The 26,192-nt window shown below is 39.8% G+C and carries 24 protein-coding genes; 7 read left to right on the top strand and 17 right to left on the bottom strand.

Annotation, left to right across the window (positions count from 1 at the left end):
- Positions 1 to 434 precede the first annotated feature (434 nt).
- From DS885_RS02415 to urtA, 14 genes are all read right to left on the bottom strand, one after another.
- The gene (locus DS885_RS02415) at positions 435 to 641 is read right to left on the bottom strand and encodes a cold-shock protein (protein ID WP_113817810.1); all 207 of its coding nucleotides are present in this window, start codon (positions 639 to 641) and stop codon (positions 435 to 437) included.
- 281 nt (positions 642 to 922) lie between these two features.
- The gene (locus DS885_RS02410) at positions 923 to 1,111 is read right to left on the bottom strand and encodes a hypothetical protein (RefSeq protein ID WP_113817809.1); all 189 of its coding nucleotides are present in this window, start codon (positions 1,109 to 1,111) and stop codon (positions 923 to 925) included.
- A gap of 30 nt (positions 1,112 to 1,141) precedes the next feature.
- Positions 1,142 to 1,753, bottom strand: coding sequence for an urease accessory protein UreG (ureG, locus tag DS885_RS02405; protein ID WP_113817808.1), 612 nt, complete (start codon positions 1,751 to 1,753; stop codon positions 1,142 to 1,144).
- Positions 1,754 to 1,810: 57 nt separating this feature from the next.
- Positions 1,811 to 2,506: an urease accessory protein UreF gene (locus DS885_RS02400; protein ID WP_113817807.1), complete on the bottom strand. Its 696-nt coding sequence runs from the start codon at positions 2,504 to 2,506 to the stop codon at positions 1,811 to 1,813.
- Positions 2,496 to 2,978, bottom strand: a complete 483-nt coding sequence (ureE, locus tag DS885_RS02395; RefSeq protein WP_113817806.1) for an urease accessory protein UreE — start codon at positions 2,976 to 2,978, stop codon at positions 2,496 to 2,498. Before ureE ends, DS885_RS02400 begins: the two co-directional genes overlap by 11 nt.
- A gap of 335 nt (positions 2,979 to 3,313) precedes the next feature.
- A complete protein-coding gene (gene ureC, locus DS885_RS02390; protein WP_113817805.1) occupies positions 3,314 to 5,017 on the bottom strand; it encodes an urease subunit alpha in 1,704 nt (567 codons plus the stop codon).
- 2 nt (positions 5,018 to 5,019) lie between these two features.
- Complete coding sequence (locus tag DS885_RS02385) at positions 5,020 to 5,349, bottom strand: urease subunit beta (RefSeq protein ID WP_113817804.1); 330 nt, start codon at positions 5,347 to 5,349, stop codon at positions 5,020 to 5,022.
- Between the two features lie 12 nt (positions 5,350 to 5,361).
- Positions 5,362 to 5,664 (bottom strand): urease subunit gamma, encoded by a 303-nt coding sequence (ureA, locus tag DS885_RS02380; RefSeq protein WP_113817803.1) that lies wholly within the window; start codon positions 5,662 to 5,664, stop codon positions 5,362 to 5,364.
- A 12-nt stretch (positions 5,665 to 5,676) separates the two neighbouring features.
- Positions 5,677 to 6,591: an urease accessory protein UreD gene (locus DS885_RS02375; RefSeq protein ID WP_113817802.1), complete on the bottom strand. Its 915-nt coding sequence runs from the start codon at positions 6,589 to 6,591 to the stop codon at positions 5,677 to 5,679.
- Positions 6,592 to 6,630: 39 nt separating this feature from the next.
- Positions 6,631 to 7,326 carry an urea ABC transporter ATP-binding subunit UrtE gene (urtE, locus tag DS885_RS02370; RefSeq protein ID WP_113817801.1) on the bottom strand — a complete coding sequence of 232 codons (696 nt, stop codon included), beginning with the start codon at positions 7,324 to 7,326 and terminating at the stop codon, positions 6,631 to 6,633.
- A 1-nt stretch (position 7,327) separates the two neighbouring features.
- Entirely contained in the window at positions 7,328 to 8,137 is an 810-nt protein-coding gene (gene urtD, locus DS885_RS02365) for an urea ABC transporter ATP-binding protein UrtD (RefSeq protein WP_113817800.1), read from the bottom strand.
- Positions 8,137 to 9,303: an urea ABC transporter permease subunit UrtC gene (urtC, locus tag DS885_RS02360; RefSeq protein ID WP_181817680.1), complete on the bottom strand. Its 1,167-nt coding sequence runs from the start codon at positions 9,301 to 9,303 to the stop codon at positions 8,137 to 8,139. The genes urtD and urtC overlap by 1 nt, the downstream gene beginning before the upstream one ends.
- Positions 9,303 to 10,925 carry an urea ABC transporter permease subunit UrtB gene (gene urtB / locus DS885_RS02355; RefSeq protein ID WP_113817799.1) on the bottom strand — a complete coding sequence of 541 codons (1,623 nt, stop codon included), beginning with the start codon at positions 10,923 to 10,925 and terminating at the stop codon, positions 9,303 to 9,305. Before urtB ends, urtC begins: the two co-directional genes overlap by 1 nt.
- 125 nt (positions 10,926 to 11,050) lie before the next feature.
- Positions 11,051 to 12,334: an urea ABC transporter substrate-binding protein gene (gene urtA / locus DS885_RS02350; RefSeq protein WP_113817798.1), complete on the bottom strand. Its 1,284-nt coding sequence runs from the start codon at positions 12,332 to 12,334 to the stop codon at positions 11,051 to 11,053.
- Between the two features lie 284 nt (positions 12,335 to 12,618).
- Here urtA and DS885_RS02345 point away from each other — a divergent pair, with 284 nt between their 5' ends.
- The 5 genes from DS885_RS02345 to acuI all read left to right on the top strand — a co-directional run bounded on the left by DS885_RS02345 (position 12,619) and on the right by acuI (position 20,846).
- Positions 12,619 to 15,984 (top strand): ATP-binding protein, encoded by a 3,366-nt coding sequence (locus tag DS885_RS02345; RefSeq protein WP_113817797.1) that lies wholly within the window; start codon positions 12,619 to 12,621, stop codon positions 15,982 to 15,984.
- Positions 15,974 to 16,861, top strand: a complete 888-nt coding sequence (locus tag DS885_RS02340) for a response regulator transcription factor (RefSeq protein WP_113817796.1) — start codon at positions 15,974 to 15,976, stop codon at positions 16,859 to 16,861. The genes DS885_RS02345 and DS885_RS02340 overlap by 11 nt, the downstream gene beginning before the upstream one ends.
- 148 nt (positions 16,862 to 17,009) lie before the next feature.
- Positions 17,010 to 19,094, top strand: coding sequence for a bifunctional diguanylate cyclase/phosphodiesterase (locus tag DS885_RS02335; RefSeq protein WP_113817795.1), 2,085 nt, complete (start codon positions 17,010 to 17,012; stop codon positions 19,092 to 19,094).
- Positions 19,095 to 19,182: 88 nt separating this feature from the next.
- Entirely contained in the window at positions 19,183 to 19,815 is a 633-nt protein-coding gene (gene acuR / locus DS885_RS02330) for an acrylate utilization transcriptional regulator AcuR (protein ID WP_113817814.1), read from the top strand.
- A gap of 47 nt (positions 19,816 to 19,862) precedes the next feature.
- Complete coding sequence (gene acuI, locus DS885_RS02325) at positions 19,863 to 20,846, top strand: acrylyl-CoA reductase (NADPH) (protein ID WP_113817794.1); 984 nt, start codon at positions 19,863 to 19,865, stop codon at positions 20,844 to 20,846.
- 54 nt (positions 20,847 to 20,900) lie between these two features.
- Here the strand turns inward: acuI and ald are convergent, their stop codons facing one another.
- A complete protein-coding gene (ald, locus tag DS885_RS02320) occupies positions 20,901 to 22,031 on the bottom strand; it encodes an alanine dehydrogenase (protein ID WP_113817793.1) in 1,131 nt (376 codons plus the stop codon).
- A gap of 182 nt (positions 22,032 to 22,213) precedes the next feature.
- Between ald and lrp the strand changes: the two genes are divergently transcribed.
- Positions 22,214 to 22,678 (top strand): leucine-responsive transcriptional regulator Lrp, encoded by a 465-nt coding sequence (lrp, locus tag DS885_RS02315; protein WP_113817792.1) that lies wholly within the window; start codon positions 22,214 to 22,216, stop codon positions 22,676 to 22,678.
- A 63-nt stretch (positions 22,679 to 22,741) separates the two neighbouring features.
- On the opposite strand, the gene DS885_RS02310 is transcribed toward lrp, so the two are convergent.
- Entirely contained in the window at positions 22,742 to 23,509 is a 768-nt protein-coding gene (locus tag DS885_RS02310; RefSeq protein WP_113817791.1) for an SDR family NAD(P)-dependent oxidoreductase, read from the bottom strand.
- Positions 23,510 to 23,657: 148 nt separating this feature from the next.
- Complete coding sequence (locus DS885_RS02305; protein ID WP_113817790.1) at positions 23,658 to 25,028, bottom strand: aminotransferase family protein; 1,371 nt, start codon at positions 25,026 to 25,028, stop codon at positions 23,658 to 23,660.
- A gap of 261 nt (positions 25,029 to 25,289) precedes the next feature.
- Between DS885_RS02305 and DS885_RS02300 the strand changes: the two genes are divergently transcribed.
- Positions 25,290 to 26,027 carry a sulfite exporter TauE/SafE family protein gene (locus DS885_RS02300; RefSeq protein WP_113817789.1) on the top strand — a complete coding sequence of 246 codons (738 nt, stop codon included), beginning with the start codon at positions 25,290 to 25,292 and terminating at the stop codon, positions 26,025 to 26,027.
- The last annotated feature ends 165 nt before the right edge of the window (positions 26,028 to 26,192 follow it).

Raw genomic sequence — 26,192 nt, 5'->3', positions numbered from 1 at the left:
ACACTGAAGTGGTCGTTGCTAAAGCCAGTAAGCCGGTTAACCCTACAATTAAATGTTTCATCATTATAGTTTCCCGTGAGTTTGTGGCTAATACCAATTGTATTAAATAACTGATCTAAATTTTGCGCCGGAAAAATGGCTTAGTTAGAGGCGTAAGTTGATGTAAATGGTTGTTCCTTATACGAAACTTACAACGAAAAAATAAGTTGTTTTAACAAGTAAAATAGATCAGTTACTTACTATGATTGGTATAACTTATGTACACGTTTTCTTATCATCCATAAACACGCACATAAACTAATTTCGTCGCACCGACAGTGATTCACCTTGTGCGGCCTTTTTTAAAAGACAAAAAAAATGGTAAACCCTTGCGGATTTACCATTTTTTTATAACAGTTAGCAGCTAATTTTAGCGGCTAAAATATCTCAGCAACTTAAAGTGCTACGATACCTTCAGCTTGAGGACCTTTAGGACCTTGGCTTACTGTGAATTCTACTTTTTGGCCTTCAGCTAAAGTTTTGAAACCTTCGCTTACGATTGCACTGAAGTGTGCGAATACGTCTGGACCAGCAGCTTGCTCGATGAAACCAAAACCTTTAGATTCGTTGAACCATTTAACTGTACCTTGAACTTTAGACATAATAATTATCCTGTTTGTATATTTGAAAACTGCCTTTAATAGGCTTGCGTAGCGTAAATTAGGCTGGAACTTAAAAACTGCAAACGAGGTATTATAACTAAAACAACGAAATGGAGAATGTAAACAATAGGCTTTATTTCTGCTGACCTTCATAGTATCTGAACCCTGCGTTAAGTCAACAAATGATTAGTTTAATTACGTTAAAAACATCCATAATCGATGAAGAAGTAGCAGAAACAGTGAAACTGCTAGCTTAACGCTAACAGTCACTATTTTTTCTCTTAAATTTTATCGTTTTGCTTTTTTTTGTTCTTAAAGTAGCTTATCGCTTTCACGATAACAACAGCAAATAATAACCAAAAAACAGCATGGTAAAGCATATGTAATGCCCCATCACCTAACGCATGATCTGCGTGTGCAAAGGCTTGAGAAGTCAGTAATAAGCTGAAGATAAACGTTAAAAATTTCATGTTTTTTCCTTGTTAGATTTAAAAAGCAGGCTATTTCAGCATGCCCTGTGTTTCAATAAAGTCGATAATATCATTTAAACCTTGCTGTGTTTTCATATTACTAAAAATAAAAGGCTTATCACCGCGCATTTTCTTCGCATCGCGATCCATCACTTCCAATGAAGCACCTACTAACTCTGCTACATCTATTTTATTAATAATTAATAGATCCGACTTAGTAATACCTGGACCACCTTTACGCGGAATTTTATCACCCGCAGACACATCAATAACGTATAAGGTTAAGTCTGATAACTCAGGGCTAAAAGTGGCACTCAAATTATCGCCACCGCTTTCTACTAAGACAAAGTCTAAATCAGGATGACGCGCATGAAGTTCATCAATGGCCGCGAGATTCATCGAAGCATCTTCTCGAATAGCTGTATGCGGACAACCACCCGTTTCAACTCCCATGATACGATCTGCCGTTAGCGCATCATTTCGCGTTAAAAATTGTGCATCTTCATGAGTATAAATATCGTTTGTCACGACGGCCATTTCATATTTATCACGCAGTGCTAAACATAATTGGCTCAATAAAGCCGTTTTCCCTGAGCCAACTGGGCCGCCCACACCGATACGTAATAACTGTTTTTTTCTCATTCTATGTCTCTCATATTTTTGAAAATAATGTGTATAAACTGAAATTGTCATCTGATATTAGGAACGAAATAAACGTGTATATTGCGTTTCATGCCACGCACTGGCCATCGCTAATCGTGGTAAACTTGCCCCGATATCGGCCTCATCAATTTGATTGGCGATACTGATAGCCCCTGCCACTTTATCGCTTAATTCAAATAGTAAATTTTGTGCTTGAGTCTGCCCTAAAGGCACTAATTTAGTGGCAGCTGCCACTTGATTATCTAGGTATGTCCAGCAATAGCCACTTTGCGCAGAAATTAAATCTAACTGGAAAAGATAAGCCGCAATCGCAAATACGCTCACAAAACTATGCTCAGATTGCTTGAATAGTGGGTTGTAAGGTTCACTATCAACAGTATCAAGTTGCTTTAATAAACGTATCAATGCTTTACCCATTGCCAGATCGGCTAGGCGTAACTCACTGCTTTCACGACAAGCAATTAAGTGTTGGTTATATCGCTCAAAGCTGACAAAATCATTGTTTGCTAAGGCTTGGTAAAGTCGTTTAAACAGCGCGAGATCAGTACGAGCAATAGATTCATTGAGGTTTAACTCAATCCATTCAAAAGTCGTTTTTTGATTGTCTACCCACTGCATCTCAATCGCGTATTCCAACCCTTGTGAAAATGAAAAGCCTCCCACAGGTAAATTAGCACTGCATAATTGTAATAATCGATTCAGCTTAATCGGGTTTGCCATATTAATGTTCATGGTGGTGCCCAGCATGCTCGTGAGAGTGGCTATGGCTATGCCCATTGCGTTTCCCATAAGCACCATTTTCAGGTGCAAATACTGCAGGTGTTTTGTCGATTTTTAATCCGTAGTTTTCAGCAAGCTCCTCTAATACGTGATCTGGTTTAAAACGCACCCACAACTCACCAATTTGCAAGGTAGTATGACGATTGCCCAAGTGATAACAAACTTTGCTAAAGGTTAACCAATCCTGACCAATAGCAGTTGAAACGGCCTCAGCTTGCCCTTTTACTTCAATCAATAAACCACACTCTGCTTTTAAAATTTCACCGACTAACAAAGGATGACCACGCTCTACAAAAATACCGATATCAGCGCCTTTATCTGTGACCCCTTTAATGCGCGACTTTTTACGCGTGTCATGATCCAATGTAATCGAATCATTTATTGGATCATGAGTATGATCGAATCTTTCAAATACTTGTAACATTATGTATCTCTTTTTCTATTTCGCTAAAACCAATGAAATAACTTTTAATCTGCTTACTCTATTTACACAGTAGGAGAGCTTTAGGCAAAGCCGTCAAACTTTTATTTGATGAGCATATGTCCCATATGTGATTCAAAATAAAAGAGCAGACAATGCCGTATAAAGTTCATCTATCTCATGAAACTCACTAGCCTTTCAAATAACCCATTATTTGTGCAAAGTAGATGGGCTTTAGACAAAGCCGTCAAACTTTTATTTGATGAGCATATGTCCCATATGTGATTCAAAATAAAAGTGCAGACAATGCCGTATAAAGTTCATCTAAGCAGCACAAATTAGAACAGAGTGTAACGCTGTGCTAATGGCAACTCAGTCGCAGGCTCACAGGTTAATAACTCTCCGTTTGCTCGTACTTCATAAGTTTGCGAGTCAACTTCGATATGCGGCATCCAATCATTATGGATCATGTCTTTTTTGCCAACATTTCTCGTATTTTTACATACACCCACTAAACGCGTCATACCCGCGGCCTCCGGAACATTCTTATCAATAGCTGCTTGCGATAAAAAAGTCATTGATGTTTTAGCTGCTGCGCTACCAAATGACCCAAACATTGGACGGTAATAAACCGGCTGAGGTGTTGGAATTGAAGCATTTGCATCGCCCATTGGCGCGGCAGCAATAAAACCTGACTTGATGATCATTGAAGGCTTAATCCCAAAGAATGCTGGCTTCCACAATACTAAATCAGCCATTTTACTTACTTCAATTGACCCAACTTCATGGCTAACACCATGACTAATAGCTGGATTAATCGTGTATTTAGCGATGTATCGTTTAGCACGAAAGTTATCATTTCGTTCTGTATCCGGGGCTAATGGACCACGTTGTTGCTTCATTTTATGCGCAGTTTGCCAGGTCCGCGTGATCATCTCACCCACACGTCCCATCGCTTGAGAGTCAGAAGAGATCATACTAATCGCCCCTAAATCATGCATGATATCTTCTGCTGCGATACTTTCTTTACGAATACGAGAATCAGCAAAAGCAATATCTTCTGGAATAGAAGGGTTTAAGTGATGACAAACCATCAACATATCTAAATGCTCATCAATGGTATTCACCGTATAAGGTCTTGTTGGATTGGTTGACGAAGGTAATACATTGGGCTCACCACAAGCGCGGATAATATCTGGCGAATGACCGCCACCAGCCCCTTCTGTATGGTAAGTGTGAATAGTACGACCTTTAAATGCCCCCAGTGTATCTTCTAAAAAACCTGACTCATTCAAGGTATCAGTATGAATGGCTACTTGTACATCATATCGCTCAGCAACCGATAAACAATTATCAATAGCTGCAGGTGTTGTGCCCCAATCCTCATGTAGTTTTAAACCACATACACCTGCTTCAATTTGTTCTTCAATGGCTTTTGGTAAACTGACGTTTCCTTTCCCTAAAAAACCAAAGTTCATTGCAAAGTCATTGGTTGACTGCAACATTTTATAGATATTCCAAGGTCCTGGCGTACAGGTTGTTGCTTTTGTACCTGTTGCAGGCCCGGTCCCACCACCGATCATGGTGGTCACTCCAGACATTTGTGCTTCTTCAATTTGTTGTGGACAAATAAAGTGAATGTGAGCATCTATACCGCCAGCGGTTAATATTTGCCCTTCTCCTGCGATCACTTCAGTACCTGCGCCTATTTCAATATCAATATTGTCTTGAATATCTGGGTTACCCGCTTTACCGATAATAGCAATGCGTCCATCTTTCACACCCACATCGGCTTTTACTATGCCCCAATGATCTAAAATGAGGGCATTAGTAATGACAAGGTCAACGGTTTCAGCGCAAGATGCTTGGCTTTGTCCCATGCCATCTCGAATTACTTTACCGCCACCAAAGGTGACCTCTTCACCATACTCAGTAAAATCCTTTTCGACTTCAATCCATAAGTCTGTATCAGCTAGACGAACACGGTCACCGACCGTAGGACCAAACATATGCGCATAAGCATGTTTATCAATCGTTGCCATGATTATTTATCTCCCTCATTCTTGTCATCGATATTACCTTGGATGTCGCCACGGAAGCCAAACACACGGCGCTTACCGCGATAAGCAATCAAAGCCACGTCTCTTTTTTGCCCTGGCTCAAAACGAACCGCAGTACTGGACGTAATATCTAAACGATAGCCTTTAGTTATTTCACGCTCGAAAACTAAGGCTTTATTAACTTCGTAAAAATGATAATGAGAGCCAACTTGGATCGGACGGTCACCAGAATTTGCAACGCTCACGGTTATTTTTTCACAACCAACATTTAACTCTCGATCACCACTATCCGTTATAATTTCACCTGGAATCATGCTATTACTCCATTAAATAATTGGGTTGTGTACCGTCACCAACTTGGTACCATCGGGGAAAGTTGCTTCTACTTGCACTTCAGGGATCATCTCCGCAATGCCATCCATCACTTGATCTCGGGTTAATAACGTACGACCGTAATCCATCATTTCAGCCACCGTTTTACCATCACGAGCACCTTCCATGATCTCCATCGAGATATAGGCCATGGCTTCTGGATAATTAAGTTTTACACCTCGCTTTAAACGACGCTCTGCTAATAACGCAGCAGTAAAAAGCAATAATTTATCTTTTTCTCTTGGTAATAAATCCATAATAATCTCTTTTTAGGTATGCCAAACTCTTGGTTGAATTGCCGCTTTATCTATTAATACAGGACGTAAGATTGCCCATAAATGGATAAAAAGCTGTTTACATTGTTGTGCGTGTGATCCGAGGTATCGAATCACCAATAAGCCTTCAATATCAGTCACGCTGAGCAAGCTTTGTGCGTTTTCTTCAATTATTTTATGGCGTAACTGCTCCACTAACTCACTACGTTGCTGTTTATTCACTAACTTCTCTGGCGCATAAGCGAGAAAGGTTGCAAAAACACTATGATTGGCTAAGCCTGCAGGATGAGTTAATAATTGATTGGCAGGGGATAGTGCAATGCGATCGTGGTAAATCAATTTACCATCGCAAAATAAACGGTTCAGCTGGCAATACTTACCTTCAATAAACGGCTCGTTTGAGTCGGGTAATCCAAGGCAGGTAATATCCCAGCCTAAGTAAGCACTGCTGCTGGTTAATTCGATATCAACCGTGTTAAATCCATCCGCCCCTTCATAAACAATGGTTTCTTGTGGGAAGTTTTCACACTTGGCATCAGCTGCAAGTGCAAAGTGAGTGATTTGTGTTTGCTTTGTATCTCCAATCTCTAAATTAGTACGCGCGCGATAAAAGCGCCCTGCTCCCGGCGTCGTAAATAATAGGTGAGCTTGTTGTTGAATGGAGACATTAATACGCAGTTCATCACCAGAAACGATACCTGCAGGTGGATGTAAGAGGTAGATATGTGCACAATCCCGCCCTTCTGGATAAAACGCTTTTTGTACTGATAATGGCCCTTTGCGTTGTGTTGCAGTTAATTGTGTACCAACTGAAGTATGGCTAAACTGCAAAGATAAATGAGCAAGCCACTGATTTTTCAATGGCTTGCTGATAGTCGGTTTGATTACATCAACAACTGTGTCGGTCATTATTATCTATTAAATCCTTTAATTGATAGTTGGGTCAGTCTATACCGCTAAGTACTGGCTGACCAGTTGGTCATCCAACGCGCTCATTTCCCCAGAGGCAATCACTTGACCTTTTTCCATGATATGGAAATTCTCTCCAACGGCGCGGGCAAAAGGTAACTTCTGCTCGACCAAAATAATGGTCATTCCTTGTTCTTTATTAAGCTTTAATAATACATCTCGAATCAGTTGGACGATATTCGGCTGAATACCTTCATTGGGCTCATCAAGAATCAATATATCTGGGTTTAACACCAAAGCACGGCCTATCGCTAATTGCTGTTGTTGCCCACCCGATAAATCACCGCCACGGCGATGTAGCATCTCTTTTAATACAGGAAAAAGCTTATATATATGATTTGGAATGGTTTTACTTTCCTGACGGCTACAATTTAAGCTGATTTTTAAATTTTCTTCAACTGTCAATTGTGGAAAAATATGACGCCCTTGCGGCACATAACCTACGCCGATTTCCGGACGCTTTTCGACACTGCTTTTACTCATGTCCTGGTCATTAATAATCAAACTCCCTGAAGAGATAGGTAATAACCCCATGATGGTTTTTAATAAAGTGGTTTTACCTACGCCATTACGTCCCATAATACAGGTACGAGATCCTTTCTCTATTTTAAGATCCAGATCCCAGAGGATTTGTGTACCGCCATACTTTTGATTTACTGAAGTTAATTCAATCATCTTAATCTTGCTCCTCACCTAGGTACACTTCTCTCACTTGTTTATTAGCTTGTACTTCATCCATTGAACCTTCCGCTAATACAGTGCCTTGATGTAATACCGTTACCTTACGCGCAATGGAACGTACAAAGGCCATATCATGCTCAACTACGACCACAGAGTGTTTACCTGCTAATGAGGTTAATAGCTCCGCAGTACGTTCAGTTTCTTGTGTAGTCATACCAGTTACAGGCTCATCCACCAATAACAACCTTGGTTCAGCGGCTAATAACATGCCTATTTCTAACCATTGCTTTTGACCATGGGATAAACGCCCTGCTGGGTAATATTGTTCTGCAGTTAAACCAATAGTTTGTAACACTTCATCGATTTTGTCTTTTTGCTCGCCACTGAGCTTATGAAATAGAGAGGTTAAAATACCTTTATCACCCGATAAACTTAGCTCTAAGTTTTCAAAGACTGTTAAGGCTTCAAACACCGTTGGCTTTTGGAATTTACGACCAATGCCTGCGCGGGCAATTTCAGATTCATCTAATTCCAGCAGATCAATTTGCTGACCAAAACTCACCTTACCCGTATCAGGTCGTGTTTTTCCGGTGATCACATCCATCAAGGTTGTTTTACCTGCGCCGTTTGCACCAATTAAACAACGTAATTCTCCATCGCCTATATATAGATTAAGGTCATTAAGTGCTTTAAAACCATCAAAACTCACACTGACATCTTCGACATATAAAATCATGCCATGGCGTGTGTCGGGATTAAGGTTCTCCGTGGAGTGCAGCGGTGAACCATGTTTATCAACTATCATTATTTATTCTCCGCAACTGGGTTTTTCACTGAAGCATCAGACTCACTCTGTTTATCTTTGCTAGGAGGATCTAGTTTATCCATTAAATTAGTCACTAAACCTGCTAACCCTTTTGGTAATAACAAGGTCACCAATACAAACAAACCACCCAATCCAAATAACCAGGCTTCTGGCATAATCGCTGTAAAACGTGTTTTGGCGTAACTCACCACGATTGCACCAACCAAAGCGCCATATAAAGTGCCACGCCCGCCAATTGCGACCCAAATTACAATCTCAATAGAGTTAAGTGGCGAAAATTCACCTGGATTAATAATGCCCACTTGTGGCACATACAAGGCACCAGCGACACCGGCTAACATAGCTGAAACAACAAAGATCCAAACCTTATAATGTTCTGGTTTGTAGCCCACAAAGCGAACTCGGCTTTCTGCATCTCTAATTGCCGTTACTACTCGCCCCATTTTAGAGTTAACAATAAAATGACTAATGCCATAACCTATTGCTAATACAACCGCGGTTGCTACAAATAAGGCAAGCTTGGTGGTTGGCGATTGTAATGAGAATCCAAATAACTCTTTAAAGTCAGTTAGTCCGTTATTACCACCAAACCCCATCTCGTTACGGAAGAATGACAATAATAAAGCATAGGTCATGGCCTGCGTCATAATCGATAAATACACACCACTCACTCGAGAACGAAAGGCTAACGTACCGAAGATATAAGCTAATAGACCCGGTCCAGCAAAGACCAGTAATATCATCACTAATGCATTGTCTGATCCTGCCCAATACCATGGCAGTTCAGTCCAGTTTAAAAACACCATAAAATCAGGTAATTCAGGGTTACCATAGACACCGCGATCGCCGATTTGACGCATCAGGTACATGCCCATGGCATAACCACCTAGTGCAAAGAAAGCGCCGTGCCCTAAACTTAATATGCCGCAGTATCCCCAGACCAAATCAACCGCTAAAGCTAATAGGGCGTAACATAAGTATTTACCTAATAAACTGACCGTATAATTACTCACATGCATGGCTGAGCCTTCAGCAAAAAAGAGATTACACACGGTCACATAAAGGGTTGAGATAAACAGTATTGCAATCACAAAGTGCAAACTGCTCATTTTTTTTATCATTGGTGATTTAAGTAAAGTATCCATTATTCTGCCGCTCTCCCTTTTTGTGGAAACAGTCCTTTAGGTCGTTTTTGAATAAACAAGACTAGACTGACTAACACAATAATATTGGCTAATACTGGTCCCATTGACGGTTCCAACACTTTATTAAAGGTCCCCATTGTCATCGCTGCTACTAGGGTGCCCCATAAATTACCTACTCCACCAAATACAACAACTAGGAAAGAATCGATAATATACGCTTGCCCTAAATTTGGGCCAACGTTAGTTAACTGACTTAGCGCTACACCTGCCACACCCGCAATCCCAGAGCCTAAACCAAAGGTAATTGCATCAACCCATGAGCTTTTAACACTTAATGCTCTAGCCATATCTCGGTTTTGTGAAACGGCACGAACGTGTAAACCTAATGAAGAGCGTTTTAAAATCATCAATAATGAAAAGAACACCATTAGCGAAAAAATAATAATGTATAAGCGATTATAGGTTAGTGATAGCACTGGGTTGATCTCTAAAGAGCCACTCATCCATAAAGGCGCTTCTACCTGACGATTTAATGGTGAGAAAACCGTTCTAACAAGCTGTTGTAATATAAGGCTAATACCAAAGGTCGCTAGTAAAGTCTCCAATGGACGGCCTTTAAGAAAGCGAATAACACCGCGTTCAATTAAGATGCCCACAAAACCAGATACTAAAAACGCTGCAGGTACCGCCATTAATAATGAATACTCAATTAAACTCGGGAAAGTTTGTTGGATCACATAGGTGGTATAAGCGCCTAACATCATCATTTCACCGTGCGCCATATTAATAACGCCCATCACTCCAAAGGTGATAGCTAAACCTATCGCCGCTAATAACAAAACTGAGCCAAGGCTTAATCCAAAGAACAGATTTTCTGCTAGCTTAAACACACTGATTTGTTGCTCAATATCTTCAACAGCATTGGTTAATTCTGTTTTTAACGGACCACCTTGCTGTGATGCTGGTATTTTTTGTAACTCACTCACTAACGCATTTTTAACACTTGGCTCTAAACGGCTTGAAAGTTGTTTAGCTGCTGAAAGTTTTTCAGCATCGTTTCCGTTTTCTAATTGCTCTACCAACATAATTGCAGACATTAAGTCTCTAGCTTCACTATCTTGCTCGGTTTTAATAAGTTTATTGACTGCTGTAATACCGGCTTGATTAGGTTTATCTAACAGTAATTTTAACGCTGAAATACGTACTTCAGCTTGTTCACTGCTTAAATCTAAGTTCGCTAATAGATCGCGAATCTGGCCACGTAGGCGATTATTGGTTCTTACTTTTTTGATAGCTGACTTGCTCACAGTAGGTAATGCTTGGGCATTCAACACATCGGTTAATTGGTATTGGTTGTCACTATTTTTAAACACTGACACCACTTGTTTATTGCTTTTTAAGTAATATAAATCACCAGCGATTAACGGCTCTAAAATAGCACGCACCTGTGGTGCTGAAGTATCGGCAATCTTTTCAATGAGCGTCGACATTTTATTTAATTTAGTCGAAGGCAACTGCCCAACTAAAGTTGTTAGTTCAGATTCACCTTGCGCGTCGTTCTCTGCAGAAAATACAGGAAGCGATAAAACAAAGAAAAAGAGAAAGGGGAATAGGCGCAACATGGACTGTTCCTTAGAATAATATATTCAGTTCATTAAATGGGAGGAAGGTCTCCCATTGGGTGCTTAATGATTAGCAAAGGGACAACGCTTAAACGTTAATTCTCTTTGCTATTACAAGGTTATATTTAGAATTGTTGACCAGAACATTTTGCAGTAGTGATATCAAAGTTGCCGCATTTGATTGGTGAAGTCCAATCAGCAACTAAGTTTTTAGAGCTTGGTAGAAAGTCTGACCATGCATCACCAATCACTGTATCAGGCGTTTCCCAAACCACTTCAAATTGGCCATCTTCTTGAATTTCACCAATTAATACAGGCTTAGATAGATGATGATTAGAGTTCATAACAGCCGTACCACCGGTTAAGTTAGGAACAGCGATACCGATCATTGCTTGCTCTACCGCATCAACGTCAGTTGTTCCCGCTTTCTCAACGGCCTTCACCCACATTTTGAACCCGATGTAAGTTGCTTCCATTGGGTCATTTGTTACACGCTTATCATCACCAATGTATTTTTTCCATTTTGCGATAAATTCAGCATTTTCTTCAGTATCAACGCTTTGGAAGTAGTTCCATGCAGCTAAGTGACCCACAAGTGGTTTAGTATCAAAACCCGATAACTCTTCTTCACCCACAGAGAATGCGATAACTGGAATATCTTCCGCTGAGATACCTTGATTACCTAACTCTTTGTAGAATGGGATATTAGCGTCACCGTTGACGGTAGAGATTACTGCAGTTTGTTTGCCTTCAGATCCAAAACGCTTCACATCAGAAACAATACTTTGCCAATCTGAATGACCGAATGGCGTGTAGTTAATCATAATGTCTTCAGCTTTAACGCCATTTGCCATTAAATAAGCTTCTAGGATTTTATTCGTAGTTCGAGGGTAAACATAGTCAGTGCCAAGTAATACAAAACGTTCCGCACCAATATCATTCATTAAGTAGTCAACCGCAGGAATGGCTTGTTGGTTAGGCGCAGCGCCAGTATAAAATACGTTTTTAGATGATTCTTCACCTTCGTACTGTACTGGATAAAACATTAAACCATTTAGCTCTTCTAATACCGGTAATACAGATTTACGAGAAACTGAAGTCCAGCTACCAAAGATAACATCGACCTTATCTTTTGCTAGTAACTCACGCCCTTTTTCAGCAAATAATGGCCAGTTTGAAGCTGGATCAACCACCACTGGTTCAATCTGCTTACCCAATAGACCACCATTCGCATTTTGATCTTCAATCATCATCAGTACCGTATCTTTCAGCGTTGTTTCACTGATTGCCATGGTGCCTGATAAAGAGTGTAAAACACCGACTTTAATCGTGTCTGCTGCATACGCAAAGTTAGTCATTAAACCTGTTGCAACAATCGAACTTGCAACTATTAGCTTCTTCAGTTTCATAGGTAGTTCCTTTCCTTTTTAGTCTCTAGTGATTAGTGTTTGTACTTGGCAAATGTATCAATCACGCCCTTTTCCAAGTGAGGTAAGTATCTAGGAATTAAGGCAAGGAAAGAATGCGCAGAAGCGCGCAATAGACTACGTAATTATGCGCATATAGAAATAATTTAAGGTCAAATATAATACGCGCGAGCTTAGGCTAGTAACAAGGCTTGATAACAATAGTGGCAAAGAGGTTAAGATGCGTTAGGATGGCACTAGGATGGTTAAAGGAATAATCAATCACCATGGAATCAAACCAAAAAATACTAAAAGCCCGTCGTACCTATAACAAACTCGTCGCTAATGAGATGATGGAAGACTTTGCCTTGCGCTTTACTTCTAAACGCGCGAGAAAATGGTCTTTGAACCGTGTGTCTATGACTGCCTTGGGCATTGTGTCATTTTTAGTATTAGAAGCGATTGGTGGCGCAATAACTTTAGAGTTTGGTTTTACCAATGCGGCTTGGGCTATCCTTGCGGTCACCCTAGTGGTCTTTTTAACCGGCCTTCCAATCAGTTATTACGCCGCTAAATATGGTGTTGATATTGATTTACTCAGCCGTGGTGCTGGCTTTGGTTATATTGGTTCCAGTATCGCTTCGCTTATTTATGCCTCCTTTACATTTATCTTTTTTGCCCTTGAAGCGGCGATCATGGCGATGGCCTTAAAAATTCTCTTTGCAGTGCCCTTACCCATTGGTTATATCCTCAGCACCATTATTATCATTCCCCTCGTTACTCACGGCATTACCTATATCAGCCGCTTTCAAGTGTGGACATCCCCGATTTGGGTGGCTTTGCAACTATTACCTTTGTTTTTTGTTTTTACCCATAACGATAGCCAATTCAATGAGTGGGTAAGCTTTACCGGTAATGCGGGCGTAAATGGTAGTGAGTTTAACCTATTACTCTTTGGCGGTGCTGCTGCAGTGTTATTAGCGTTAGTGGCACAAATTGGCGAACAGGTCGATTTTTTACGATTTTTACCTGAAAAACCAACGAAAAACTCTGGCCGCTGGTGGATGGCGTTATTGGTAGGTGGCCCAGGCTGGATGTTATTTGGTGCATTGAAGCTATTTTTAGGATCTTTTCTCGCTTATTTTGCATTACAACAAGGTGTGCCAGCTCACTTAGCCAGTGATCCAGCACATATGTATCAACTGGCTTATAGTTATGTTTTTGATAACACCACTGTTATCGCAGTGGTAGCTTGCGGTTTTGTCATTTTATCGCAGTTAAAGATTAACGTTGCCAATGCTTATGCCGGCTCATTAGCTTGGTCTAACTTTTTCTCTCGTGTCACGCATAACCACCCCGGGCGAGTAGTATGGATGGTGTTTAATGTGGCCATTGCTCTGTTATTAATGGAGTTAGGCATCTACCAAACCATTGCTAGCATGTTATCGGTTTACTCGGTTTTAGTATTAGCTTGGTTAAGCTCTGTGGTCGCTGATTTAATTATTAATAAACCCTTAGGGATCAGCCCTAAACATATTGAATTTAAACGCTCTCACCTATTTGATATTAACCCAGTGGGTGTTGGCTCTATGTTGCTGGCGTCGATTGCTGGTTTCACTGCACATATGGGCTTATATGGTGAAACAGCAGAAGCATTAGCTTCTTTTATTGCCTGTTTTTTGCCTTTTATTACCGTGCCCTTAATTGGCTGGTTAACACAGGGGAAATACTATTTAACTGATAATCAAGAGTTAGAGATAACACAATTTTGTGAATGTCATATCTGTGAAAATAGCTTTGACCAAGAAGATATGACCTTCTGCCCTGCTTACGGTAAAGCTATCTGCTCTTTATGTTGCAGCCTAGACGTACGTTGTGCAGACCAGTGTCGCCCTCATGCAACGATTTCAGAACAGGCACACGATTTCTTTACTCGATTTGTCAGTGAAAAGGTCTTAAAAATGCTAACCACACCGTTAACCCAGTTTATTGCGTTAACCTTAGTATTAAGCTTGATCAGTGCCACTATTTTATTTCTGGTGTACCTGCAAGTTCCGCTTGAAGATGAGAAAGTAAAACAGGTGTTTGCTAACACCCTGATTAAAACATTTTTTCTGTTAATCATTATTATCGGCATTATTAGTTGGTTATTTATTCTGGCTCGTGACGGTAATCAAAATGCGCTAAAAGAACTTCGGTCACAAACTAAGGCACTGGCTAAAGAGGTTGATGCGCATGAAACGACTTCATCTGCACTGCAAAATGCAAAAGAGATTGCCGAATCAGCCAACCAAGCTAAAAGTCGTTATTTAGCAGCATTAAGCCATGAACTTCGTACCCCTTTAAATGTACTGCTAGGTTATGCACAACTCCTGTTACGTGACCAAGCCCTTCCACCAAAGCAACAAGAAACCATCGCCATTATTCGTCGTAATGGGCAACACTTAGCAGATTTAATTGAGAGCTTATTGGAGATATCTAAGATTGAAGCAGGTCGTGTTACATTACAGCGCGATGAATTTAATTTAAAAGCTATCTTGCAGCAATTAGTAGATATGTTTCAGATGCAAGCCAGTAAAAAAGGCATTAAATTCAACTATATCAGTAGCCCAAACTTACCTGATTATGTAGCAACGGATAAACAACGCTTTAGACAAATCCTCATTAACTTAATCTCCAATGCAATTAAATTTACCGAGCAGGGTTCTGTGACCTTTAAAGTCACCTATCGCAGTGAAGTGGCAAGTTTTAGTGTGATTGATACTGGTGCTGGAATTGCACTTGATGATCAAGAGATTATTTTCAAGCCCTTTGAGCAAATTCGCCATTCACAATCTCAATCAACTGGTGGAACAGGGTTAGGCCTAACCATTTCACGTTCTCTGGCTGAATTAATGGGCGGTGAGATAACCCTTAATAGTCAACTCGGAAAAGGCAGTACCTTTAATTTCCGTTTAATGTTATTCAAACTGCATAAAGATCCCAAAGAGCCTGAATTAACCAAATCAGAAGCGATTGGCTATGATGGCCCAATACAATCGATTCTGGTTGTTGATGACAACCTAAATCAACGAGAATTAATGGCAGATCTTTTATCACCGATTGGATTCAACATATTATTAGCAGAAGATGCAGAGCAAGGATACCAACAACTACAGCAGCAAAAAGTTGACCTGATTTTAATGGATGTACAAATGCCTAATATCAATGGCTGGCAAATGGTTAAAACACTACGTGAGGAGCATTTCCATATGCCAATACTAATGTTGTCAGCTAATGCACGAGATGCAGAATATAATCAACAAGCAGAAGGTTACCATGATGGATATATTGCCAAACCACTTAATTTAGATGCATTATTAGGAAAAATAGCACAATTGCTAGACTTACAATGGCAATACAAGCGAACCGATAATCAACTTGAAGATAAACAAACTCAAGACCACAAACCTAAGCTAGGGACTGAGCAATATGAAGCCTTAATAGCAATGGCAGAAATTGGTTATTTATCCGGATTTAAACATAAGTTTGATGAAATAAAAGATGAGTATTGTTATCCAGCTGGAAGCGAATCACAAATTATTGAATATGTTGAAGTGTGTAATTTCCCGAAAATAATTGAATATTTAAATGAGTTAAATGATGGATCATAATAGTAGTGATGTGGTGCTGGTGGTTGATGATTCACCAGAGTCATTAGGTATGCTTAATGTTGCTTTAAATAGCCAAGGCTACACGGCACTAGTTGCATTAAGTGGTCAACAAGCATTAGCAATCGCAGAGAAAGTACCGCCTGACGTGGTATTATTAGATGCAATGATGCCAGAAATGGATGGCTTTGAAACATGTCGCCGCTTAAAAGAGTTACTCCCCAATACTCCGATTATTTTTATGACTGGCTTAACTGATGTAGAAGATATTGTGAAAGGTATTGAAGCGGGCGGGGTTGATTATGTGACTAAACCTATCTCTCCCGATGAAGTTATCGTTCGCATCAAACGCCATATTGAAACGGCAAAACTAGCACTCAGTGCACAGGATGCATTAGATCATGCAGGTAAGACAGTATTCTGTGTTAGCCCTGTAGGACGTTTATCTTGGGCAACACCTCATGTCCATGAGTTAATTGATCAAGTATCGAAAGATGATGCCAGCCCTTGGGCGACACTTGCCCCGTTAATAGAAAAATGGCTAAGCAATGATACAAAGACTGAATTAATCGTTAATTGTTTTGCTAACAAAATCAGTATTGCTTACGAACGCCAACAACAACAGATGCACCTGTTACGTATTGTGCAAAATAAAACACAAAAATCAGCGACCGACTTACAACAACAATTACCTATTACAAAACGAGAGTCAGAAGTTTTGTATTGGGTTTCCTATGGTAAGACCAGTTGGGAGATATCACAAATATTAACCATGAGCCCACGCACCGTAAATAAGCATTTGGAACAAATATATAAGAAATTAGGCGTTGATAATCGAACATCTGCTGCTGCGATTTCAATCAGAATATTAGAAGGTTAGTTTACTTATACCCAAAAGTAAGTATCATCAAAATTTCATATTTTGGGTCTGGTAATAGCAACCTGGCTCATAAATTTTCACTTTTATCTGAAAAATAATAACCAATTAACTATAGTGTTATTATGCTCTAAGTTTTATTACGAGAACTATGAAATCAATCAATAAATACGAACTTCTAGAAAAAGCAATTCTGAATGATCCATTACATCAGTTATTCGATGCAGTGGATGCTATTTCTGTTCAGGGTTATAACGAAGACCGTCGAGTTATTTATTGGAATAGAGGTAGTGAAATAATTTATGGTTACACCGAAGAAGAAGCGATCGGACAAAAAATTGAAGACCTAATTATCCCCAAGGATATGAGTGAGTTTGTGATTAACGCACATCGTGATTGGGTCCAAAAAGGCATAGAAATTCCTGCAGCAGAAATAACTCTTCATGACAAAGATGGCGCTGATGTAGAGGTGTTTTCTAGCCATGTTATGTTTACAAATCAACATGATAAAAAACAAATGTATTGCGTTGATATTGATATGGCAGAAACTAAGGATGCACAGGCACAAGTTTCTTTTAAAGAACATATGCTGCAAACCATCTTTGACGCCACACCTGATCTATTTTTCTTAGTAGAAAAAAGTACCAAAATTATAGATTATTACGCTGGTAGTGAAAAAAATTTATACAAGCCACCTGCGGAATTTATTGGTCTTGAAATTAAAGATGTATTACCTGCAGACGTAGCCAAAAAATTTAAAATACACATTAATAAAGTCCTCAAAGAATCTACTTCTGTGACTTTTGAATATGAATTGATATTGGCTCATGGTTTAACCTATTTTGAAGCACGTATTAACTATTTGCCTGATTACGAGCAAATATTGATCATAGTGCGAGATATCACAGAGCAACATCAAACCTCACAAGCGATTAAACAACATGCTTATTATGACACTCTGACCTCCTTACCAAACCGTTTTCTATCTCTAGATAGGTTATCGCAGATGCTTCACGATGCAGAGCGAAATGAAGAAAAAGTCGCAGTGTTCTTTTTGGATCTAGATGATTTTAAAAAAGTAAATGACTCTTTAGGGCATGAAGTGGGCGATAAGTTACTTATTGAAGCCGCCACTCGCTTAACCAACGCGATACGAAAAACAGATACGGTGGGACGATTAGGCGGTGATGAATTTATTCTATTATCTTCAGCGTTACACGATGACAATAGCATCAAAACAATCGCTCAAAGTTTATTAGAAGTCTTCCGAGCCCCCTTTCATATTGATGGTCGTGAATTAATCATTACCTTAAGCCTAGGGGTAGCCGTTGCTCCTGATAATGGAACAACTGTTTCAGACCTATTACGTAATGCAGATACCGCTATGTACCAAGCTAAAACCTTAGGGCGAAATGCATACTCTTTTTTCACAAAAGAGATGAATACCGCCATGATACGTAGGTTTGAAGTAGAAGAGCAGATGCGTAATGCACTTGAGCGCAACGAATTTGAAGTATTTTATCAGCCTCAGTTTGACTCAAAAACACAAAAAGTTATTGGTGCAGAAGCCTTATTACGTTGGCATAACTCTGCTTTAGGTAATGTATTTCCTGATGAGTTTATTCCAATTGCAGAGCAAACTGGCTTAATTGTTCCCATTGGCCAATATGTTATTAATGAGTCACTTAACTTTTTAAATAGATGGCAAACACAACAAAAAAGTGACTTTGTAATGGCCGTCAACTTATCTCCTCGTCAATTTCGAGATAAAAACCTGCTTAAAGTGATTAATGACGCCTTAGAAAACGCTAATCTTAACCCTGAAAATTTAGAGTTAGAAATCACTGAAGGTGTCTTAATGACAGGCCAGTCCTATATCACGGATGCGTTAGTAGGGTTACAAGAGCTAGGTGTGAAATTATCGATGGATGACTTTGGTACTGGTTACTCTTCACTCAGTTATTTGCGCCAATATCACTTTGATGTACTCAAAGTTGATAGAAGCTTTGTGAACGGTATTACCATCAATAAAGAAGACCGAGACTTGGTTAAAGCAAGTATTGCCATTGCCCATAGCCTAGGTTTAAAAGTGGTTGCCGAAGGTGTAGAGATCAGTGAACAACTCAATATTTTAAATGAGTTAGGCTGTGACTATGTACAAGGCTATTACTTCAGTAAACCGATGCCCGGTCAAAAGTTTTTAGACTACACAGAAAACTACCGACTAGAGCCTTAACCCCTCTTACGAGGGTACCCTCCTTTCATTATCAACATTTTTAATAAATATTTTGAATTAACTAGACGATCGGTCTATTATGTTAATTATGACAACATCAATCACTAAACCACGTCGTGGTAGACCACCAAAAAATAAGCCTGACAATCGAGATACACGAGCAGAGCTTATACGGAGTGGCCTCGAGCAACTGACTGAAAGTGGATTTTCTGCTTCAGGTATTGACCCTATTTTAAAAAAGGTAGGCGTACCAAAAGGCTCTTTTTATCATTACTTTGCTAGTAAAGAAGCTTTTGGTTTAGCAGTAATTGAAAGTTATGCTAACTATTTTGCTCATAAACTGGATACGTATTTATTGGATGAAAAATATCCTCCGTTAATACGCATTGCTAACTTTGTTGAGAATGCAAAGTCAGGGCTGACCCATCACCAGTTCAAACGCGGCTGTTTAATTGGTAATTTAGGACAAGAAGTTGATTTATTACCTGAAAGCTTCAGACCAGTCTTAAGTGATGTTTTTCAGGCATGGCAAAACCGCATAGCAGAGTGTTTAGAGCTTGCTAAAGCAAACCATGATCTATCGCAAAGTGCAGACACACAAAAGCTAGCAGAATACTTCTGGATTGGTTGGGAAGGTGCTGTAAGCCGAACACGTTTAACACAAGATGCAACACCAATAGATAACTATTTTCATCATTTTATGGCGGGACTACCTCGCTAAAATTTATTTTCAACCTTAATAGACGATCGGTCTAATAGGAGCAATATATGTTCAAAGGCGTTTTAATTGAAAAAGATGAACAAGGATACCGTTCTGCTTTACAACAAATTGAAGAGAGTGTGTTACCAGAGGGTGATGTTACCATCAAAGTCGCTTATAGCACGCTGAACTATAAAGATGCATTGGCCATTACCGGTAAAGGGCCGGTTGTTCGCAACTTCCCTATGGTACCCGGCATCGATCTGGTCGGTACAGTAGAAGAGACCGCGAGTGAACAATTTAAAGTGGGTGATCAGGTACTACTCAACGGCTATGGTGTCGGCGAAGTACATTGCGGTGGCTTAGCTGAAAAAGCGCGATTAAAAAGCGATTGGCTAATTCCTTTACCTAAGGCGTTTTCTGCTCGTCAGGCTATGTCTATTGGTACTGCTGGCTACACAGCGATGTTATGTGTGATTGCATTAGAAAAACACGGTATTACCCCCGATAGCGGAGAGATTTTAGTAACAGGTGCAAATGGTGGTGTGGGTAGTTTTGCCATTAGTATTTTAGCAAAATTAGGTTATCAAGTGGTCGCTTCAACGGGGCGTATGGATCAAGCTGAGTACCTTACTAAACTAGGTGCATCAGAAGTGATTGACCGTGCAATATTAAGCGAGCCTGGTCGCCCACTAGCCAAAGAACGTTGGGCTGCAGCTGTCGATGCAGCTGGTAGCCATACACTTGCTAATGTTTGTGCAAGCCTTAAATATGGCGGTGTCGTTGCCGCTTGTGGTTTAGCACAGGGGATGGATTTACCAACCACTGTGATGCCATTTATTCTACGTGGTATTACTTTAGCTGGTATTGATAGTGTAATGCGCCCAACAGCAGACAGAGTTGAAGCTTGGGAGCGATTAGCAAATATATTAGATACATCAGTATTTGATGATATTGCTAAAGAGATCACTTTAGAAGAGACCATTGATACTGCTGAACAACTTATTCAAGGTAAAGTTCGCGGACGTGTGGTTGTGAATATCGCAGGCTAGCTTTAAAACTAATCAGAAAAGATAAATATGCCCACTTTACGTGGGCATATTTTTTTAAGCAGAAAAAGGTGTCGCGAGTGCATCATCTGGTGATACATAAGGAATATTTAAGCTTTTAGATACACTCAAGTTAGTGACTTTACCATGCATCACGTTTAAACCATTTTTTAAGTGTTTATCAGCTAATAAAGCCTCTTTATAACCTAACTTAGCAAGGCGCAATATATACGGCAATGTTGCATTATTAAGCGCAAATGCAGAGGTTCGAGCAACTGCTCCTGGCATATTGGCGACGCAGTAATGCACAACCTCGTCAACAATATAAGTTGGCTCACTATGCGTAGTTGCTTTAGAAGTAGCAAAACATCCACCTTGGTCAATGGCAACATCCACCACTGCTGAGCCAGCACGCATTTTTTTAATCATTTCTGCGCTGACTAATTTAGGTGCTGCTGCACCCGGAATTAATACTCCACCAATCACTAAATCAGCATCTAACACTAATGATTCAAGGTTATATTTATTGGAATAAGCCGTTTTAATAGTTGAGCCAAACTGTGCATTTACTTTACGTAAGGTATCAATATTGTTATCAACGATAGTGGTATCAGCCCCTAACCCGATAGCCATTTGTGCCGCGTTGCAACCAACAACTCCACCACCAATAATTACAACTTTAGCAGGTGCAACACCTGCCACACCACCTAATAATAAACCGACACCACCATGTGATTTTTCTAAACAGGCGGCACCAGCTTGAATAGACATACGTCCAGCTACTTCCGACATTGGGGCTAATAAAGGTAAACTGCCGTTATCACTGGTTACCGTTTCATAAGCGATACACACGGCTTTACTGTCAATGAGATCTTGAGTTTGTGTCGGATCAGGCGCTAAATGTAGGTAGGTAAATAATAATTGATCAGGGCGTAACATAGCGCGCTCAACAGCTAATGGTTCTTTTACTTTTACAATCATCTCTGATTGAGCAAAGACCTCTTCAGCCGTTGCGAGTATTTGTGCACCTGCATCAATATATTCTTGGTCACTACAGGCAATACCCTGACCTGCTGATTGTTGAATATAAACCGTATGCCCTGCTGATGTAACCTCTTTAACACTAGCGGGTGTCATACCAACACGGTACTCGTGAACTTTAATCTCTTTAGGTACACCGATAATCATTTACTGCTCCTTAGAATGATAATTACTGATTGTTTAATAAATAAGCGTTATCGATAGTATAAAGTTTAATAAATAGTTTTATTCACTCTATTTTTTTGTTTTTTTATATCCCTATAGTTTATAATGTTACTTATCGTTTTTATGGCAGTTAATAATTTTACAATATTGAAAGGATGCAGTTTATGTCACTAGACAGGATAGACAGAAATATATTACGAGAATTGCAAAAAAATGGCCGAATTTCGAATGTAGAGTTATCTCAAAAAGTAGGGTTAAGCCCAACGCCTTGTTTAGAGCGAGTTAAACGTTTAGAAAAGCAAAAGGTGATTCAGTCCTATACTGCCTTATTGGACCCAGAGCATTTAGGCGCCTCTTTATTAGTTTACATCGAGTTAACTTTAAAACGCTCTAGCCCTGATGTATTTGAACGCTTTAATGAAGCGGCAAAACAACTCGATTCAATTTTAGAATGCCACCTTGTTTCTGGGGATTTTGATTATCTCCTGAAAACTCGAGTTGCAGATATGTCAGCTTATCGAAAGGTACTCAGCGAAACATTATTATCACTGCCTAATATTAAAAGTTCTAAAACCTATGTCGTCATGGAAGAAGTAAAGTACCTCACTACCATCAATATCCCCAATTAATGGGGTGGTCAGCACTAAGTTGATAGACCTCAATCATTAAGGTCTATCAATCATTTAGTGTCTTTATTTTTTCACAATTTTAAAGTTATCCCACGCCTGTGATGTTGGCATCACTTCTAAACTGTTGATGTTAAGGTGCGCAGGCTGCTCCGCTATCCATAAAATAATATCTGCGATATCTTCTGGCTGAATCGCGTTGGCACCTTGATAGATTTGATCATATTTATCTTGGTCACCATTAAATCGAACAAGACTAAACTCACTTTCCGCCATACCTGGCTCCAAGCTTGTTACACGGATACCTGTGCCTGCAAAATCACTACGTAAATTACGCGAGAACTGTGCAACAAAAGCTTTACTTGCACCGTATACATGGCTTCCAGGGTACGCCCAATTACCTGCAATACTTGCCAAATTAATAATTGTCGAAGAAGGCTGTGCTTTTAATGTTGATAAGAAACTATGAGTTACATTCACTAAACCAGTGACATTGGTATCGATCATAGTATGCCAATCAGATAGTTTTGCTTGGTCAGCTGGCTCAGCACCTAATGCAAGGCCAGCATTATTTACTAAAATAGCCACTTGTTTGAACGCTTCAGGTAGGTTGTTAGTAAACTCAGCAACCGCTTCACTGCTACGTACATCTAATACCGCATAATAAACACTAGTTAAAGGTGATAACTCTTCACTTAATGCCTTTAGACGCTCTTCTCTACGGCCAGTGATAACAAGAGGATAACCCTGCTGGGCAAATTTTTTCGCTGTTGCTAAACCAAAGCCAGCAGTTGCGCCAGTAATAAGTACTACAGGACGTTGTGATGCAGTCATATGAAATTCCTTAAAAATACAAATGAGAAGGTGTTCGGTTGCTTAATATAAAACCTGAACACCTATAATAGAGACCAGTAAGACAAAGTTAAATAACAACTTTTACCTTACTGTTATTAATCCCGCCTAGATAGGATTATTAATAAAATTAAAAGTCTGTAAACTCTGTAAATACAGCATCTAAAGTATCTACAATAAAATCAGCTTCTTCATGCGTTAAGGTTAATACCGGGCAAAAACACAGGGTATTATTTAGGTATTTAAATGAACGGTTAGTGCGCCCAATAATTAATCCTTTTTGCATGCATGCCCCTGCAATTTTAACTGTTACCGCTTCTGCTACAGGAGTTTTGAGTTCTCTATCACTGACTAATTCAAGACCTAATAACAAACCTTTACCGCGAACATCACCAATAATGGCATGTTTTTCCGCTAAACCATGAAACTTTTCCAGTAAGTAGTCGCCCATTACTGCACAATTTTCAACGAGGTTTTCTCTTTCTAAAATTTCTAAATTTGCTAAAGCTGCTGCTGGACCAGCAGTACAACCAGCATAAGTACTAACATCTCGAAAGTACATTTCACGGTCTGGCCCATCAGATAAAAACTCTTCAAAAATAGCTTCAGTGGTCACTAGACATGAAATAGCCGCATAACTCGATGCTACACCTTTTGCTAACGTCACTATGTCAGGTTTAATACCGTAGTGCTGATAACCAAACCATTCACCGGTTCTACCCATCCCACATACCACTTCATCGATATGCACTAACACGTTATATTTTTTACAAATTTCCATCACTGCAGGCCAGTACCCCTCAGGAGGTGTGATTACACCTCCGCCCGCAGTGATGGGTTCAAAAATAACAGCGCCAACCGTATCTGGCCCTTCTCTTAAAATCACTTTTTCTAATTCTTTTGCCGCTAAAACACCATAATCAGCGACGTCACCAAATTGACTGCGGTATTCGCAGCAGTGCGGAAATTCAACAAACCCAGATGCAAATGGGCCATAATGTTGGCGACGCTCTTCTTGTCCAGTAGCACTTAAGGCACCAATCGTCGACCCATGATAATCACGTTCGCGATATAATATTTTATGTTTTTTGCCACCGTATTTTTGTTGAGAGATTTGACGTACAATTTTAAACGCTTTTTCATTCGCTTCAGAGCCTGAACTTGCATAATAAACACGACTTAAACCAGGCATTTTTTCTAATAATTTTTCAGAAAATTCAGCCGCTGGTTCAGTTCCAGCAGTACTCGCAAAGAAATTAAGTTTAGCAATTTGGTCACGTACCGCATCTGCGATTTCGGTACGTCCGTAGCCAACGTTTACACACCATACACCACCAGAAGAAGCATCAAGATAACTGTTTCCCTTAGCATCCCAAACGCGAGATCCTTCGCCTTTTACCATGACCAATGGGTCTTGGTTTTTTAATACGCTATGTTGACTTAAATGATGCCATACATGGTTACGGTCTCGTTCGATTAATGTGCGTGTTTGTGCTTCCATCTACCCTTCTCCTTGAAATAGTATGTCATACCCCTCTGCTTGATAAGGTAATCCGTATAAATATCGTCCATTTCACATTAACTCAGAATGAAAGTCTTTCCTTAGCGCCAACTAAGCTTTTCGATAGTGCCAGATTTTGACCTTTGGCATTTATCAATTGAAAGGAAAACATGGCTCTACAATTAATCATTTCTGGCCCTACTCTTACCTTTCGAATGAAAGGATAGTAACGTCGAAAATAACTAACATTAAGGAAGATAAGTGGAACAAATTTGGTACGTTATGCCTATTGTGATATTTGCAGCGATAGTTCGAGGCTATAGTGGTTTTGGCTTTGCCGTGATTGCAGTGGTCGGTTTAAATTTCTTTTTTGAACCACAACAGAGTGTCGCAATTGTACTATCTCTGGATGTGCTATGTAGTATTAACCTATGGAAACAAGCGGTTAAACAAGCAGACTTCCCTACTCTCCGAAAACTTATTATCGGTGCCATCTTAGGCCTACCGATAGGCTATTGCTTTTTATTATTCATTCCAGCAGAAATCTTAAAACTGCTTATCTGTTTAGCCATCCTTGGATTAGCGGTATTACTTTTTTCTAATTTTAGGCCTTTTAATGCCGAGAAGAACAGCAGTAAAATCGGCTTTGGTGTGGCAGCGGGTGCAGGTACAGCAAGTGCTTCTATTGGTGGCCCAATGATTGTGTATTACATGTTGTCTAGTCAACTAAGCACTAGTACTCAACGTGCCACCATGATTCTCTTTTTTATTGCAAGTGAAGGCCTTACCGTACTCTCTCTGATCGCTGGAGGATTAACTGATAGCACCTTACCAATGGCAATATTAATCTTAATTTTACCAGCACTCGTCGCGGTAAAATACGGCCAATACCTGTTTAATAAAAAACCACCAGCTTCATTAAAAAGCTTTGCTTTACCTGTCATGGTCGTAGTTGCATTGTTAGGTATGGCGAATAGTTTTGTTAGTTTGACCGCTTAATGATTTAAGGTTACAAGCCCATCGTAAACTTGGTTTATGCAGGGTTTGTAACAGGTAATTAACTAGCTGACAAAGTATTCTCTACCTGGATCTAAAGTAGTGTAATTAGTTATACATATTGGCTACGCGGACAAAGCTTTTAGTCACTTTAAATTGGCTCTTCAC

This window comes from Psychromonas sp. B3M02, assembly GCF_003318165.1.
Lineage (GTDB): Bacteria > Pseudomonadota > Gammaproteobacteria > Enterobacterales > Psychromonadaceae > Psychromonas.
This window is presented reverse-complemented; position numbering and strand designations above follow the sequence as displayed.